Below are 15,731 nucleotides of genomic sequence, written 5' to 3' on the forward strand. Positions count from 1 at the left end.
GGGGTACCGGGGCCTGGCAGAAGACACAGCGGTCGCCGATGAGTTCGAGGCCGCACCAGTGGCAGGTGGACCGCCGCACCGAGCAGACGATCTGGTAAAGCATCGACACGTCGGGTATGGCCGCGGCGAACTCCACGAACCGGCCGGTGCCCCACCAGCGGCTGGATTCGGGCGGCGCGGTGGCGGGTTCGAGGGAGGCCACCCGCCACTGGTCGGCGAGCTCCCCGGTGACCCAGTCGCCGTTCAACTGGCCGGTGGCGACGGTCAGCCGGGTGGCGTAGCCGGGGCCTTCCAGCGTGGCCTCGCCGCCGACCCTGACAAGTTGCGGGACGGGGGCGGCCAGCACGCCGAAGCGGCCGCCGGGCAGCCAGGACCTGGCGTGCGCGCGGAGCGGCACGGGGAGGCGTCCGAGCCGGGCGACCGAGCCGAGCAGCGCGCCGGCGTGCACGTAGTGCGCCAGCAGCCGGACGGCACCGGCGAGCACTCCGGGGCTGAGGTCGGCGGTGGACAGCTGCCGCAGTTGGCGGACGAGGACGGCGAGGCCGAGCGGCGGCAGGTCGGAGCGGACGAGTGCGACGCGGTCGCTCTCCAGAACGGACCGTACGGTGTGCAGCCGTTGGCGGGCGGTGGGGTCGACGGCGGCGCCGTAGAGGGCGATCACGTACCCGTGCTGGTCGAGCAGCATGCGCATGGCGCTCAGTGCGTCCTCGAGGGACTGCTCGCCGGCCGGGGGCAGGATGTGGGCGGGGGGTGTGTGCGGTTCGGTGGCGCCCAGTTGGAGACCGGCACAGGTGACGGCTATCGCGGTGCTCACGTGGGACGTACCGTCCTTCCCCCCGGGGCCCGGCGTTCCGCGCGGACCTCACCAAGCGTGCTGCGGCTGTCACGCCAGACTATCGGCGCGAGCGCCGCCGGTGAACCTTTCCCGGAAGCTCGTCCGTCCCGCCGACGTGCGACTTCCCGCGCCGGAGCGGGTGTATCCGCCAACAGGCTTGTCGGCACGGGGGGTTGACACGGTGAATGGTCTGGACCAGCCTGCTCGTCAACGGTTCTTCGGTGGCCACCGAACAACGCGTCCCCACACGCGTACCCCCACACCCCCACAGGAGGCCGACCGTGCGACCCCTTCGACGACCCCGCCTCGGGCTGCCGCTCGCGGGCGCGCTCGCCCTCGTCCTCGGCGCCACGCTCGCCGCCGGCGCGCCCACCGCCGCCGCCGGCACCCCGGACGACACCCCGGCGGCCGAACGCCCGGCGGCCGCGGCCTCGGTGCCCCGGCACGCGGTCACCGGCTACTGGCAGAACTTCGACAACGGCGCCACCGTGCAGAAACTGCGCGACGTCCAGGACGACTACGACATCATCGCGGTGGCCTTCGCCGACTCCACCACACGGACCGGCGAGATCGAGTTCAACCTCGACCCGCGCCTCGGCTACTCCTCGGACCAGGAGTTCCGGAACGACATCGCCGCCAAGCGGGCGGCGGGCAAGGCCGTGATCATCTCCGTCGGCGGCGAGTTGGGCAACGTGATCGTCAACGACGACGCGTCGGCGCGGCGGTTCGCCGAGAGCACCCACGCACTGATGCGCGAGTACGGCTTCGACGGCGTGGACATCGACCTGGAGCACGGCATCAACGCCACCTACCTGTCCCGGGCGTTGCGTCAGCTCTCCGGCCTCGCCGGCCCCGGCATGGTCCTCACCATGGCGCCGCAGACGCTGGACATGCAGTCGACGGGCAGCGAGTACTTCAAGCTGGCGCTCGCCGTGAAGGACATCCTGACCGTCGTCAACACCCAGTACTACAACAGCGGTTCGATGCTCGGATGCGACGGCAAGGTGTACCACCAGGGCTCGGTGGACTTCCTTACCGCGCTGGCCTGCATCCAGCTCGAAGGCGGCCTCGACCCCTCCCAGGTCGGGCTCGGCCTGCCGGCCTCCACCCGCGGCGCGGGCTCGGGCTACGTCGCACCGAGCGTGGTGACGGCGGCGCTGGACTGCCTGACGCGCGGCACCCGCTGCGGCGGCTTCACCCCGCCGCGCACCTACCCCGGCCTGCGCGGCGCGATGACGTGGTCGACGAACTGGGACGCGTCCGCGGGGAACGCCTGGTCCTCGGTCGTCGGCCCCCACGTGCGCACGCTCCCGTAGGACGCGCACGTGGCGACCCGGGCGCGGGCGGGCGGACTGAGCAACCGCCCGCGCCCGGCGGTCACCAGGGCAGGTCGCGGACCTGTTCGACGCCCCTGAGTGCCTGTCCGGCGGGCCGGAGCGGCGTTGCGACGCCTGGCCGGACAGGCACTCAGGGCTTCGGCAGGGCGCAGCCCGGCAGGGTGAGGTCGACCCGGCTGTCGGCGGTGACGCAGGTGGTCAGCGCGTGGACCTGCTGGCCATAGGCGACCCCGCGCCGGGTGGTCGTGTCGCCGTTCTTGGCCACCTCGCACGGGCTGTGCAGGGCGCAGGGGGTGCCGTCCCCTCGGTTCGCGGTGCTGTTGACGCCGATCACCCGGCCGGTCGCACGGTCGACGACCGGTGCGCCGGAGGTGCCCGGTGTGGTGTCGCAGCCGGCGGTGTAGCGCAGGGAGTCGCGCATCACCCAGCCGTCCTCGTGGAGTTCGTGGACAAAGCCGTCGAGCCGGCAGCTGTAGACCCGCTTCCAGTAGCCGGAGACGACGTCGATACGCGCGCCGGGGGTGCCGCGTGCGGTGGCGATCTCCAGCGGGCGGACGCCGTGGCGGTCCTCGATCTCCCGGTAGCCGGTGGTGAGTCGGTACACCGCGAGGTCGGTGTCGGTCATGGTGGCGTAGACGATCCGCGCGGCCCGCAGGGTGGCGGCCTCCCGGCCGTCGGCGGCCAGCAGGGTGACGGAACGGCTGGAGGGGCGGTCGAGGACGACCTCGCCGGGCTCCGGGATGCCGCCGCCCTCCAGGCAGTGGCCGTTGGTGAGGACGAGGGCGGGGTCCTCCGGCCTCGCGTCGGGCGTGCTGACCAGCGCGCCGGAGCAGTTGCTGAGCGCGACGGCCCCGGCCAGGTCGGTCGCGGCCGCCCTCCCGCTGGGCGTCACCGCGGCGGCCGGGGCGGCGGTGGCGGCCAGCGGGAGGGCGGCGGTGGCGGCCAGCAGCGCGGCGAGCGAGCGGCGCAGGGGGCGGCGCGCGTGGGCTGATCGCGCTGCTCGTGCTGTTCTCGCCATGGGGTGTCCTCCCGTGCGGACGGCGCTGCCTGGCGGTTGCGTCAGTACGGGAGAACGCCGGGCGCGCGGCGGCCGTCACGGCCGGGGGCGTCGATTGCCCCGATCCGGTGACGTCCGACCGGGCCCGGCCGGCCCCTCAGTCCAGTACGGCGAGCGCGTCGATCTCGACCAACAGCCCGGCGGGCAGCCCGACGTACACGGTGGTGCGGGCGGCCGGCACCGTCACTCGATCGGTGAAGTACTCGTCGTACACGGCGTTGAACTCGGCGAAGTGGTCGGTGTCGGTGAGGTAGACCCGCACCATCACCGCGTCCTCCCAGCTCGCGCCGCCTTCCTCGAGTACCGAGGCGACGTTCTCCAGCGTCTGGAGGGTCTGCTCGCGCAGCCCCGGGCCGACCGGGGTGGGCGGCCGGCCCGCGACGGCCGGGCCGAAGCCGACCTGTCCGGCGACCTGGAGGATGTTTCCCTTCCGCACGCCGTGGGAAAAGCGCGCGGGCGGGGTGGTGTGCGTGGCGGGCGTGACGGCGGTCTTCGCTGCGGCGGTGTCGGTCATGGTCGCTCCAGGCGTGTCGGTCGGCTGATCAGGAAGGTCTTCCCCCGGCAAGGGGGCCTCGGTCAGGTGGGCTGCTGCTCGCCGCCGAGCGGGCGCCCGGCGTACTCCGCGCTGATGTCAGCGGCGGCGCGGCGCACCTGCGGCAGCAGTGTGAGCAACTGCTCCGCGGACACCACCACGTTGGGCGCGGAGAGGGACAGCGCGGCGATGGTGCGTCCGTCCACGCCGGTGATCGGTGCGGCCACGCAGTTGATGGACTCCTCGTGGCCGCCGAAGTCCGTGGCCCAGCCCTGCTCGCGCACCTTGGCCAGCTCGGCGAGGAAGGCGGTCGCGTTCGGTGTGGAGCGCGCGGTGTAGCGGCGGTACTCCAGGCGCCCGGCGACGGCTCGCCGTTCGGCCTCCGGCAGGTCGGCGAGCAGCAGCTTGGCGACGGCGGCGACCGTGACGGCGACGGGTTTGCCGATGCGGGAGTACATGCGCACCGGGTAGCGGCTGTCGACCTTGTCGATGTAGGTGACGTCGTAGGCGACGTCGTTCTCCTCGCGGACCGCCAGGTGCACGGTGTGCCCCGTGCGGCGGTTGAGCTCCAGCAGATGCGCCTGGGCGACCTCCCGCACGTCCAGGTTCTCCACCGCCTGCTGGGCGAGCGCGAAGAGGCGGGAGCCGAGGCGGTAGCGCTGGTCGGGTCTGCGGTGCACCAGGCCGTGCTCGTGCAGGGTGCGCAGCAGTCGCAGCGCGGTGGACTTGTGCACGCCGAGGTGGCCGGCGACCTGTTCGAGGTTCGCGGGTCCTTCGGCGAGCAGCGGGAGGATGCTGAGCGCGCGGTCGACGGTCTGGCTCATGACGGGCTGCCTTCCGGTGTGTTCTCCGCCGTGGCCCAGTCGCGGGCCAGTCGCAGTGTGGCCCATGTGGGGTCGTCGAGTGCGGCCAGCCTCTCGACGAGGGCGCGCGGCGGTGGTCCGGCGTGGTCGCCGGGCACGGTGAGGGCGGCGGCGGCGGCCAGATGGCCGTGTCGCAGCCGGAGGGGGAGCGGCAGTCCGCGCAGGGTGGCGGACAGGTAGCCGGCGGCGAAGGCGTCCCCGGCGCCGACGGGGGCGACGACGTCCACCCGGGGCGCGGGCACGTGCACGACCTCCGGCCGGGTCCCGGCGGTGAGCACGGTGGCGCCCCGGCCGCCCTCCTTGACGACCAGGGTTGCCGGTTCGGGCAGTGCGCGGCGCACGGCGTGCGGGCAGGCGCGGGTTCCCCAGGCGTGCGCAGCCTCGTCGGCGCCGACGAAGACGAGGTCGGCGCGGGCGGCCAGGTCGCGCAGCAGCGCGGGGTCGCGGCCTCGCCACAGGTCGGCGCGGTAGTTGACGTCGAAGGAGACCAGCGGGCGTGCGGGGCGTGGCGCGGTGAGTTCCCGCACCAGGTCCAGGCAGCCGTCGGAGAGGGCGGGGGTGATGCCGGTGAGGTGCAGCACCCGGCCGGAGTCGGCGGCGGCCGGGTCGACGTTGGCCGGGCAGAGGGCGGAGGCGGCGGAGCCGGCGCGGTAGTAGGCGACCTCCAGTGTGGCGCCGCGTTCCCCGTCGGTGCGGAAGTACACCCCGGTAGGGCGGTCGGGGTCGCGGTCGACCCAGGTGGTGTCGACGCCGGCGGCGGCGACGGTGGCCAGCAGATGGTCGCCGAAGCCGTCGGCGCCGAGTCGGCTGATCCAGCGGACGGTGTGGCCGGCGGCGGCGAGCGCGCAGGCGACGTTGGACTCGGCGCCGCCCACACCGCGGGCGAACAGCTCTGCCCCGGCCAGGGATGTCGGCCGGTCCGGCCGGAGGGCGACCATCGACTCCCCCAGGCACACAAGATCCACGGGATACGGGCTGCGGCTGGTCACGGCGCGCATGCTAGAGCAGCCCGCTGCGCTCCGCACAACGTCTGTTGCAGTGCACGCAACCGGCCGGTGCGCGCCGTCACCTGCCCGGAGTACGGTTCGGCCATGCCCAACCTGGAAAGCCGAAACGATCTGGAGAGCCGGATCAGCCGCAACACGAGCCGTCTGCGCGCGGAGGTCGTCGACCACCGCTTCAAGGGGCTGCCCCCGGACGCGGACGGCCGGACGGTCGGCGAGCTGGCGGACGAGCGCCGCTCCCTGTTCAGCGGCGGCTTCACCACACCGGTGCTCGCCCTCTCGGCGGAGGCGCTGGAGTACAACCTCTCCGCGCTGCAGACGTACGCGGCCCGCCACGGTCTGGCGTTCGCGCCGCACGGTAAGACGTCCATGGCGCCGCAGCTCTTCGACGAGCAGCTGAGGCGCGGCGCGTGGGGCATCACCGTCGCCAACCTCGCCCAGGTGCGGGTGTGCCGGGCGTTCGGCGTGCAACGGGTGTTCCTCGCCAACGAGTTGGTGGACGCCGCCGCGCTGCGCTGGATCGCCGGCGAGCTGGCCGCCGACCCGGACTTCACGCTGGTCGCCTACGTCGACTCGGTGCGCGGGGTGGCGCTGATGGACGAGGCGTTGCGGGCGGCCGGTGCCGGGCGGCCGCTGGACGTGGTGGTCGAGCTGGGCGCGGGCGACGGCGCCCGTACCGGTGTGCGGGAGGAGAAGGACGCCGCGGCCGTCGCCGAGGCCGTCTCCGCCGCCTCGACGCTGCGGCTGGTCGGCGTCGCCGGGTACGAGGGCGAGGTGCCCGGCGCCACCGAGGAGCGGGTGGCCGCCTGGCTGCGCCGGCTGACCGCGCTGGCCCGCACGCTGGACGCGGCGGGCCACTTCGCGGGCCTGGACGAGATCGTGGTCAGCGCGGGCGGCAGCGCCTGGTTCGACGCGGTGGCGGAGGTCTTCCAGGACCCGGCGGAGCTGTCCGGGCTGTCGGCGCCGGTGCTGCGGCTGCTGCGGTCTGGCGCGTACGTCTCGCACGACGACGGCCACTACCGGGAGTTGACGCCGTTCAACCGGGTGCCCGACGAGGGCGGGCTGCGGTCGGCGTTCGTGCTGTGGGCGCAGGTCGTCTCCCGGCCGAGCCCGGGTCAGGCCTTCCTCAACGCCGGGAAGCGGGACGCCGCCCACGACCTGCGGCTGCCCGAGGCGAAGCTGGTGCGGTCGGCGGACGGGGTGGTGCGACCGGCGAGCGGGCTGATCGTCACCAAGCTCTCCGACCAGCACGCGTGGCTGGCGGTGGACGCCGACGCGGACCTCGCCGTGGGCGACTGGGTCGGGCTCGGCATGTCCCACCCGTGCACGATCTTCGACCGCTGGCAGCTGATTCCGCTGGTCACCGCCGACGGCACGGTCACCGACTACGTGCGCACCTTCTTCTGAGGAGACCATGGACGCGCGGCTGGACACCGTGATCCGGGGCGCCCGGATCGTCGACGGCAGCGGGGCACCGGCCGGGCCGGTCGGCCCGGAGGTCGGGCTGCGGGACGGCCGGATCGCCGCGATCGGCCGGGGTCTCACCGGTCGTCGTGTGGTGGACGCCGAAGGCCTGGTGCTCTGCCCGGGCTTCGTCGACATGCACGCGCACAGCGACCTCGAGCTCCTCCGCGACCGCGACCACTCGGCGAAGCTCGCGCAGGGCGTCACCCTGGAGGTCGTCGGCCAGGACGGGCTGTCCTACGCGCCGGTGGACGACCGCACCCTCGCCGAGGTGCGGCAGGCGGTCACCGGCTGGAACGGCGACGGCGACGACATCGACTTCGACTGGCGCGACGTGGCCGGCTACCTGGACCGGCTCGACCGGGGCGTCGCCGTCAACGCCGCCTACCTCGTCCCGCACGGCACGGTCCGGATGCTCGCCGTCGGCTGGGCGGACCGGCCCGCGACCGACGGCGAGCTGGACCGGATGCGGACGCTGGTCGCCGAGGGCCTGACACAGGGCGCGGTGGGCCTGTCGGCAGGGCTGACCTACGCCCCCGGTATGTACGCCGACACCCGGGAGCTGACCGAGCTCTGCCGGGTCACCGCCGCGCACGGCGGCTACTTCGCCCCGCACCACCGCTCCTACGGCGCCGGCGCGCTGGAGGCGTACGCCGAGATGGTGGCGCTGGCCCGCGCCTCCGGCTGCGCCCTGCACCTCACCCACGCCACTCTGAACTTCGGCGTCAACGAGGGCCGGGCCGGTGAACTCCTGTCCCTGCTCGACGCGGCGCTGGCCGACGGCGTCGACCTCACCCTGGACAGCTACCCCTATCTGCCCGGCTGCACCACGCTGGCCGCCCTGCTGCCGAGTTGGGCGGCCGAGGGCGGGCCGCGCGCCACGTCGACCCGACTGGCCGATCCGGCGACCGCCGAGGAGATCCGCCGGGCGATGGAGGAGACCGGTTCCGACGGCTGCCACGGCGTGCCCGTCGACTGGCACACGGTCGAGATCTCCGGCGTCGCCGACCCGGCGCTCGGGCACTGGGTGGGTCGGCGGCTGCGATGCTTCGACGAGGCCCGCGAGCTGCTGCTCGCCGACCGGCTGGGCACGACGATCCTCCAGCACGTGGGCCACGAGGAGAACGTGCGCGCGGTGATGCGCCACCGGGCGCACACCGGCGGAAGCGACGGCATCCTGCGCGGCGCCCGCCCGCACCCGCGCGCCTACGGCACGTTCCCCCGCTATCTGGGCCACTACGTGCGGGAGCTGGGCGTGCTGTCGTTGGAGGAGTGCGTGGCGCGTCTGACCTCGCGCCCGGCGGCCCGGCTGAGGCTGCCGGACCGGGGCCTGGTCCGCGAGGGGTTCCGCGCGGACCTGGTGCTCTTCGATCCGGCGACGGTGGCGGCCGGCGCCACCTACGACACACCGAGGGCGCTGCCCGTGGGCATTCCACACGTGTGGGTGAACGGCGAGGCGGCCATCAGGGACGGCCGCCGCACGTCCGCCGTCGCCGGCCGCGCGGTGCGGCGTCAGGCGTGGCGGTAGGCGACCAGCGAGATCCCCACGTAGTGCACCACGAACGCCGCCAGCGTCAGTGAGTGGAACACCTCGTGGAAGCCGAACCAGCGCGGCCACGGATTCGGCCGCTTGATGCCGTAGATGACGCCGCCGGCGCTGTAGAGCAGCCCGCCGACGATGACCAGGACGAGGACCGCGATGCCGCCGGCCCGCAGGAAGTCCGGCAGGAAGAAGACGGCGGCCCAGCCCATCGCGATGTAGCACGGCGTGTAGAGCCAGCGCGGCGCGCCGACCCACAGCACCCGGAAGGCGATCCCGGCCGCCGCCGCCACCCAGACGCCCCACAGCAGCGCCTGCCCCTTCGCACCGTCCAGCAGCAGGATGGTCAGCGGCGTGTAGGTGCCCGCGATGATCAGGAAGATGTTGGCGTGGTCGAGGCGGCGCAGCACCGCGCCGGCGCGCGGGCCCCAGTTCCCCCTGTGGTAGAGGGCGCTGACGCCGAACAGCAGGCAGGCGGTCAGGGTGTAGACGGCGCAGGCGAGACGACCGCGCGTCGACTCGGCGAACGCGGTCAGGAACACGCCGGACACCAGGACGGCGGGGAACATGCCGGCGTGCAGCCAGCCCCGCAGGCGGGGTTTCAACTCGAAGGGCAGCATGGAACGGACGCCGTGGGGGCTGTCGGGAGCGCCCGACGTCTCGGGCAACGCGGTCGCGGACCGGGGCGCGGCAGCAGTCATGGCAGAAGGCTACCTACGGATCCGTAGGTGAAGGAGGGGTGTTAGCCCCCCTAAACGCAGGTGTAACGAAGGCAACTCCCCGGAGTGGTGATGCTCACCTGTCGGCACCCTGGACACATACGAGCGAGCGAGACATGATCAGATGAGCGTGGTCGACACCGGATGAGCATCGCCGCAGCGTCCGGGTCGCAGCCCCCAAGGGGCCGAGCACGGGGCGTCACCCGCCGAACGCGGGCGCGGGCGCCCGACAACACAAAAACCCTCAACACACTGGAGCGATTGTGGCGCGCAGCACTGCGGCTCCCACCACCACCACGGCCCCCACCCGGCACCAGGAACTGGTCGCCTGGGTGGACGAGATCGCTGCCCTCACCCAGCCCGACCGGGTCGTCTGGTGCGACGGCTCGGAAGCCGAGTACGAGCGCCTGTGCGAGGAGCTCGTCGAGGCGGGCACCTTCACCAGGCTCGACCCGGTCAAGCGCCCCAACTCGTACTACGCCGCCTCCGACCCGACGGACGTCGCCCGGGTGGAGACCCGCACCTTCATCTGCTCCGAGAAGGAGGAGGACGCGGGCCCCACGAACCACTGGAAGGCCCCCGCCGAGATGCGGGAGATCTTCGTCGGCGACGGCGAGCGGGGCGGCGTGTTCCGCGGCTCCATGCGTGGCCGGACGATGTACGTGGTCCCGTTCTGCATGGGCCCGCTCGGCTCGCCGCTGTCCGCGCTCGGCGTGGAGATCACCGACTCGGCGTACGTCGCCGTGTCGATGCGCACGATGACCCGGATGGGCCAGGCAGTCCTCGACGAGCTGGGCACCGACGGGTTCTTCGTGAAGGCCGTGCACAGCGTCGGCGCGCCGCTCGCCGAGGGCGAGCAGGACGTGCCCTGGCCGTGCAACGAGACCAAGTACATCTCGCACTTCCCGGAGTCCCGCGAGATCTGGTCCTACGGCTCCGGCTACGGCGGCAACGCGCTGCTCGGCAAGAAGTGCTACGCGCTGCGCATCGCCTCCGTCATGGCCCGCGACGAGGGCTGGCTGGCCGAGCACATGCTCATCCTCAAGCTGACCCCGCCGCGCGGCGAGGCCCGGTACGTCGCCGCCGCGTTCCCGTCGGCCTGCGGCAAGACCAACCTGGCCATGCTGGAGCCGACGATCCCCGGCTGGACCGTGGAGACCATCGGCGACGACATCGCCTGGATGCGCTTCGGCGAGGACGGCCGGCTCTACGCGATCAACCCGGAGGCGGGCTTCTTCGGCGTCGCGCCCGGCACCGGCGAGCACACCAACGCCAACGCCATGAAGACGCTGTGGGGCAACACCGTCTTCACCAACGTGGCCCTCACCGACGACGGCGACGTGTGGTGGGAGGGCATGACCGAGGAGAAGCCGGCCCACCTCACCGACTGGCGCGGCAACGACTGGACGCCGGAGTCCGAGACCCCGGCCGCCCACCCCAACGCCCGCTTCGCCGTCCCGGCCGCGCAGTGCCCGACGATCGCCCCCGAGTGGGAGGACCCGAAGGGCGTGCCGATCTCGGCGATCCTCTTCGGCGGCCGTCGCGCCAGCGCCGTCCCGCTGGTGACCGAGTCCTTCGACTGGCAGCACGGCGTCTTCCTCGGCGCCAACGTCGCCTCCGAGAAGACCGCCGCCGCCGAGGGCAAGGTCGGCGAGCTGCGCCGCGACCCGTTCGCGATGCTGCCGTTCTGCGGCTACAACATGGGCGACTACATGGCCCACTGGGTCCGCGTCGGCCAGCAGGCCGACCCGGAGAAGCTGCCGAAGATCTACTACGTCAACTGGTTCCGCAAGGACGACCAGGGCCGCTTCGTGTGGCCGGGCTTCGGCGAGAACAGCCGGGTCCTGAAGTGGATCGTCGGCCGGCTGAACGGCGAGGCCGAGGGCGTCGAGACGCCGATCGGCGTGCTGCCGACCAAGGACGCGCTCGACACCGAGGGCCTGGAGCTGACCGAGGAGCAGCTGGACTTCCTGCTGCGCGTCGACCGTGACGTGTGGCGCCAGGAAGCGGCGCTGATCCCGGAGCACCTGGAGACCTTCGGCGCGCACACGCCGAAGGAGCTGTGGGACGAGTACCACGCCCTGGTCAAGCGGCTGGGCTGAGTCCTTCGCGGCTCCGCGAGAGCCGAACGCCGTCGGGCGCCGGCGGGCCGACCACCGGCCTGTCGGCGCCCGACGGCGTTGACGGGCGCTGCCGGGTCAGAGCCCGAGGGCGGCGGCGTGGTACGCCAGCCGGGAGGCGGCCAGCGCCTCGCCGGGCACGTCCCCCCGAGCGGTGGCGACGACCAGCGCGTTACCCGCGATGGTGTGCGCCCGGCGGTGCAGCGCCTCGACGTGCTCGGGCGAGCAGTCCCGCACGGACGGCTCGGCCCGCAGCGGCGCCCGTCCGCCGCGCAGCCGCGCGACCTGCACCGCCAGCCGGTTCGCGGCGGAGTTGAACTCCGGCCCCGGGCTGAGCGCGCGCAGCTCGTCCGTGACGGTGAGCAGCGCGGTGAGGTACCCGGCCAGCCGGATGTCCAGCTCCTCCTCGCGCGAGCGGTGCGGGAAGCGGTTCTCGGAAGCGTCCGGCTCGGCCATGGAGTGCACCGACGGGGTGCGGATCTGTTCGTACATGGATGGCCTCCTGGCGCGTGCGGAACACCATCCTAACTTGGACTGAGTCTAAAGTTGTAGTCGAGCGACGTGACGCTTCTCGCCGGAACGCCGACGGCCCCGCCCGAAGCCGGGCGGGGCCGCGTGTACGTGCGCTCAGATGTGCTCAGTGCTGGCTGTAGCCGTCCAGGAAGCGTCCGATCCGCTCGATCGCGTCCGACAGCTCGTCCACCGCCGGCAGCGTCACGATGCGGAAGTGGTCCGGCTCCGGCCAGTTGAAGCCCGAGCCGTGCACGATCATGATCTTCTCGGCCCGCAGCAGGTCCAGCACCATCTGCCGGTCGTCCTTGATCTTGAAGACCTTCGGGTCCAGCCGGGGGAAGGCGTACAGCGCGCCCTTCGGCTTCACACAGCTCACCCCGGGGATCTGGGTCAGCAGCTCGTGCGCCGTGTCGCGCTGCTCCCGCAGCCGACCGCCGGGGAGCACCAGGTCCCTGATCGACTGGCGGCCGCCGAGCGCCGTGGCAACCGCGTGCTGCGCCGGCATGTTGGCGCACAGCCGCATGTTCGCCAGGATCGTCAGACCCTCGATGTAGCTTTCGGCGTGTGCCTTCGGACCGCACACCGCGAGCCAACCGCTGCGGTATCCCGCCACCCGGTACGCCTTCGACAGCCCGTTGAACGTCAGCGTCAGCAGGTCGGGGGCGACCGCCGCGGTCGGCACGTGCACGGCGTCGTCGTAGAGGATCTTGTCGTAGATCTCGTCCGAGCAGACCACCAGGTTGTGCCGGCGGGCGATCTCGGTCAGCGACCGCAGCATCTCCTCCGAGTACACCGCGCCCGTCGGGTTGTTCGGGTTGATGATCACGAGCGCCTTGGTGCGGTCGGTGATCTTGCGCTCGATGTCCGCGAGGTCCGGCATCCAGTCCGACTGCTCGTCGCAGCGGTAGTGCACCGCCGTGCCGCCGGACAGCGACACCGACGCCGTCCACAGCGGGTAGTCCGGCGCCGGGACCAGCACCTCGTCGCCGTCGTCGAGCAGCGCCTGCATCGCCATCTGGATCAGCTCGGACACCCCGTTGCCGAGGTAGACGTCCTCGACCGACAGCTGGATGCCCTGCGTCTGGTAGTGCTGCATCACCGCGCGGCGGGCCGCCAGCAGCCCCTTCGCGTCGCCGTAGCCGTGCGCATCGCCGACGTTGCGGAGCATGTCCTCCAGGATCTCCGGCGGGCAGTCGAAGCCGAACGCCGCCGGGTTCCCCGTGTTCAGCTTGAGGATGCGGTGACCGGCAGCCTCCAGCCGCATCGCCTCCTCGAGCACCGGGCCCCGGATCTCGTAGCAGACATTGGCGAGCTTCGTTGACTGGATCACCTGCATGCTGGTCACGATACGGCCGGCGGGGACGACGCGCCTGGTGTTTTTCACCACGTGGACGCCGTCCCGCCGGGCTCCGGCGCGGCTACCCGCGCCCCTCCCCCGACCGCAACGAGGCCGCCAGCGCCGCCGGATCGGTCGTCGGCGCGGCACACGCGAAGTGCCGGCACACGTACGCGGCCGACCGCCCGTCCACCAGCGGACGGTCCGCCAACAGGGCGACGCCGCCCCCGCGCCCCGCCTCGCCCGCCGCCGCCTCGCCCGCCGCCGGCTCGCCCGCCACCTCGCCCGCCGTCGGCTCGCCCACCGCTACCGCCGCGCCGGGCGCGTCCGACAGCAGCGCCGCGCGGTGCAGCGCGGCCCGGTCGGCGTCCCCTTCCGGGCCGACGACGGCCACCTCGCGCGGCCCGTCCAGCGCCGCCTCCGCGACCGCAAGGCCCCAGCCGATGAAACGCGGCACCCGGCGGCCCAGCGCCCCGACCACCCCCAGCGCCCGCTCGGCCGCCGTACGGTGCCGGCTGCTCCCGGTGTACGCGGCGTAGGTCAGCAGAGCGCCGGCGGCGGACGTCCACCCGGACGGCGTCGCGTTGTCCGTCGGGTCCTGCGGGCGGCGGATCAGCCGCTCCGCGTCGTCGGCCGTGTCGTACAGCGCGCCGTCCGGGGCCACGAAGTGCTTCAGCACCGCGTCCAGCAGCACCCCGGCAAGATCGAGCCATGCGGCGTCACCGGTCACCGCGAACAGCGTCAGGAATCCCTCGGCCGTGCTCGCGTAGTCCTCCAGCACTCCCGCGCTCTGACCGGCCACCCCGTCCCGCGAGGTGCGCGCGATCCGCCCCCGGTCGTCCAGGTGCACCCCCACCAGCAGATCGGCGGCCGCCGTCGCGGCGTCCACCAGGTCCGGACGCTCGAAGTACGCGCCGGCCTCCGCCAGCGCCGCCACCGCCAGCCCGTTCCACGCCGCCACCACCTTCTCGTCGCGCCCCGGCCGCGGCCGCAGCTCCCGCGCCGCGGACAACCGCTCCCGGATCGAGTCGACCCGCCCCGCGTCCACCAACCCGCTCCCGGCCTCGCCCTCCGCCTCGGCGTCCGCCGGGTCGCGGTCCGGGAGCTGGAGCACGGACGCGCCCTCCTCGAACGTTCCCTCAGCCGTCACCCCGAAGTAGTCGGCCGCCAGAGCCGCGTCCTCCTCGCCGAGCACCTCGCGCAGCTCGTCGGGCGTCCACACGTAGAAGGCACCCTCCCGGTGCGGACCTTCCTCCACCCCCGGCACCGCGCTGTCGGCGTCCAGCGCGGAGGCGAACCCGCCCTGTTTCGTGCCCAGTTCACGCACCAGGAAGTCCGCCGTCTCCAACGCTACCCGCCGCGCGAACTCCGAACCCGTCGCCCGCCACAGGTGCGCGTACACCCGGCACAGCAGGGCGTTGTCGAACAACATCTTCTCGAAGTGCGGAACCCGCCACTCCGCGTCCACCGAGTACCGCGCGAAACCCCCGCCCAACTGGTCGTACATCCCGCCCCTGGCCATCGCCTCACACGTCGCGCGGACCATCTGCAGCGCACCCTCGGAGCCGGTCCGGGCGTGGTGCCGCAACAGGAACTCCAGCACCAGCGCCGGCGGGAACTTCGGCGCCCCGCCGAACCCGCCGTTCACCGCGTCGAACTCCCGCGTCAACCCCAGCAGCGCCACCCCGAGATCATCCGCCCCCGGCACCCCGGGGGCCTTCGCCCCCAGATCGATCCGCCGCCCGGCGAGCTCCGCCACGATCCGCCCGGCCGCCTCGTCCACCTCACCGCGCCGCTCCCGCCACGCCGCCGCGACCCCCTCCAACACCTGCCGGAACGACGGCATCCCGTGCCTCGGCTCCGGCGGGAAGTAGGTCCCGAAGTAGAACGGCTCCCCATCCGGCGTCAGGAACACCGTCATCGGCCACCCGCCCTGCCCGGTCGCCGCCTGCACCGCCTCCATGTACACGGCGTCCACGTCCGGCCGCTCCTCGCGGTCCACCTTGACGCTGACGAAGCCCGCGTTCATCACCGCCGCCGTCGCCTCGTCCTCGAACGACTCGTGCGCCATCACATGGCACCAGTGATCATCAGGCTAAGTGGCACGACGAATAGCCCACCGAGAGAAGGATGGGAACGTCGCGCCGCTTGGCCTCTTGCATCGCCTCCTCTCCCCATGGCCACCAGTCCACAGGATTGGAGGCGTGCTGGAGGAGATACGGCGACTGGGAGTCTGCCAGTCGGTTCACCATGCCTGCAGTATCGCAGCTCACCGGCCCGCCGCGCGGCCTGATCAGCCAACACGCCAAGAATCTGCCACTCGCAGCATGCGCCGACGCTTCACAACGGCCCGGCTTCCGCACATCGACGCCGGCCGGTTCAGCTCCCCGAGACTACCGAGCGGCCCTTCT

General features: G+C 72.9%; 12 protein-coding genes and 1 pseudogene. 4 read left to right on the forward strand and 9 right to left on the reverse strand.

Going from position 1 to position 15,731, the window contains the following annotated elements:
- A partial coding sequence (locus FNX44_RS03030; protein WP_143646351.1) for a zinc ribbon domain-containing protein occupies positions 1–814 on the reverse strand: 814 nt, incomplete at its 3' end.
- 302 nt (positions 815–1,116) lie between these two features.
- Here FNX44_RS03030 and FNX44_RS03035 point away from each other — a divergent pair.
- A complete protein-coding gene (locus FNX44_RS03035; RefSeq protein ID WP_323369035.1) occupies positions 1,117–2,151 on the forward strand; it encodes a chitinase in 1,035 nt (344 codons plus the stop codon).
- Between the two features lie 151 nt (positions 2,152–2,302).
- Here the strand turns inward: FNX44_RS03035 and FNX44_RS03040 are convergent, their stop codons facing one another.
- The 4 genes from FNX44_RS03040 to FNX44_RS03055 form a co-directional block, all read right to left on the reverse strand.
- Positions 2,303–3,190 carry a S1 family peptidase gene (locus tag FNX44_RS03040; protein WP_143646353.1) on the reverse strand — a complete coding sequence of 296 codons (888 nt, stop codon included), beginning with the start codon at positions 3,188–3,190 and terminating at the stop codon, positions 2,303–2,305.
- Between the two features lie 136 nt (positions 3,191–3,326).
- The gene (locus tag FNX44_RS03045; RefSeq protein WP_143646354.1) at positions 3,327–3,743 is read right to left on the reverse strand and encodes a RidA family protein; all 417 of its coding nucleotides are present in this window, start codon (positions 3,741–3,743) and stop codon (positions 3,327–3,329) included.
- Positions 3,744–3,805: 62 nt separating this feature from the next.
- A complete protein-coding gene (locus FNX44_RS03050) occupies positions 3,806–4,585 on the reverse strand; it encodes an IclR family transcriptional regulator (protein WP_143646355.1) in 780 nt (259 codons plus the stop codon).
- Entirely contained in the window at positions 4,582–5,622 is a 1,041-nt protein-coding gene (locus FNX44_RS03055) for a sugar kinase (protein WP_143646356.1), read from the reverse strand. The genes FNX44_RS03050 and FNX44_RS03055 overlap by 4 nt, the downstream gene beginning before the upstream one ends.
- Before the next feature lie 93 nt (positions 5,623–5,715).
- Here FNX44_RS03055 and FNX44_RS03060 point away from each other — a divergent pair, with 93 nt between their 5' ends.
- Both FNX44_RS03060 and FNX44_RS03065 read left to right on the forward strand, forming a co-directional pair.
- On the forward strand, positions 5,716–7,035 hold the full coding sequence (locus FNX44_RS03060; RefSeq protein ID WP_143646357.1) for an alanine racemase: 1,320 nt from the start codon (positions 5,716–5,718) through the stop codon (positions 7,033–7,035).
- A gap of 19 nt (positions 7,036–7,054) precedes the next feature.
- Positions 7,055–8,620, forward strand: coding sequence for an N-acyl-D-amino-acid deacylase family protein (locus FNX44_RS03065; protein WP_173019101.1), 1,566 nt, complete (start codon positions 7,055–7,057; stop codon positions 8,618–8,620).
- On the opposite strand, the gene trhA is transcribed toward FNX44_RS03065, so the two are convergent.
- On the reverse strand, positions 8,605–9,333 hold the full coding sequence (trhA, locus tag FNX44_RS03070; RefSeq protein ID WP_143646359.1) for a PAQR family membrane homeostasis protein TrhA: 729 nt from the start codon (positions 9,331–9,333) through the stop codon (positions 8,605–8,607). The two genes, FNX44_RS03065 and trhA, sit on opposite strands and share 16 nt — an antisense overlap.
- Before the next feature lie 281 nt (positions 9,334–9,614).
- On the opposite strand from trhA, the gene FNX44_RS03075 reads away from it, so the two are divergent.
- Positions 9,615–11,453 (forward strand): phosphoenolpyruvate carboxykinase (GTP), encoded by a 1,839-nt coding sequence (locus FNX44_RS03075; RefSeq protein ID WP_143646360.1) that lies wholly within the window; start codon positions 9,615–9,617, stop codon positions 11,451–11,453.
- Between the two features lie 96 nt (positions 11,454–11,549).
- Here FNX44_RS03075 and FNX44_RS03080 read toward each other — a convergent pair whose 3' ends face one another.
- From FNX44_RS03080 to FNX44_RS03090, 3 genes and pseudogenes are all read right to left on the reverse strand, one after another.
- Complete coding sequence (locus FNX44_RS03080; RefSeq protein ID WP_143646361.1) at positions 11,550–11,963, reverse strand: SCO4983 family protein; 414 nt, start codon at positions 11,961–11,963, stop codon at positions 11,550–11,552.
- 145 nt (positions 11,964–12,108) lie between these two features.
- Positions 12,109–13,320, reverse strand: a complete 1,212-nt coding sequence (locus FNX44_RS03085; protein ID WP_143646362.1) for a pyridoxal phosphate-dependent aminotransferase — start codon at positions 13,318–13,320, stop codon at positions 12,109–12,111.
- A gap of 82 nt (positions 13,321–13,402) precedes the next feature.
- A pseudogene (locus FNX44_RS03090) lies at positions 13,403–15,572 on the reverse strand (thioredoxin domain-containing protein).
- Positions 15,573–15,731: the final 159 nt, after the last annotated feature.

It is taken from the genome of Streptomyces alkaliterrae (assembly GCF_007097205.2).
Lineage (GTDB): Bacteria > Actinomycetota > Actinomycetes > Streptomycetales > Streptomycetaceae > Streptomyces > Streptomyces alkaliterrae.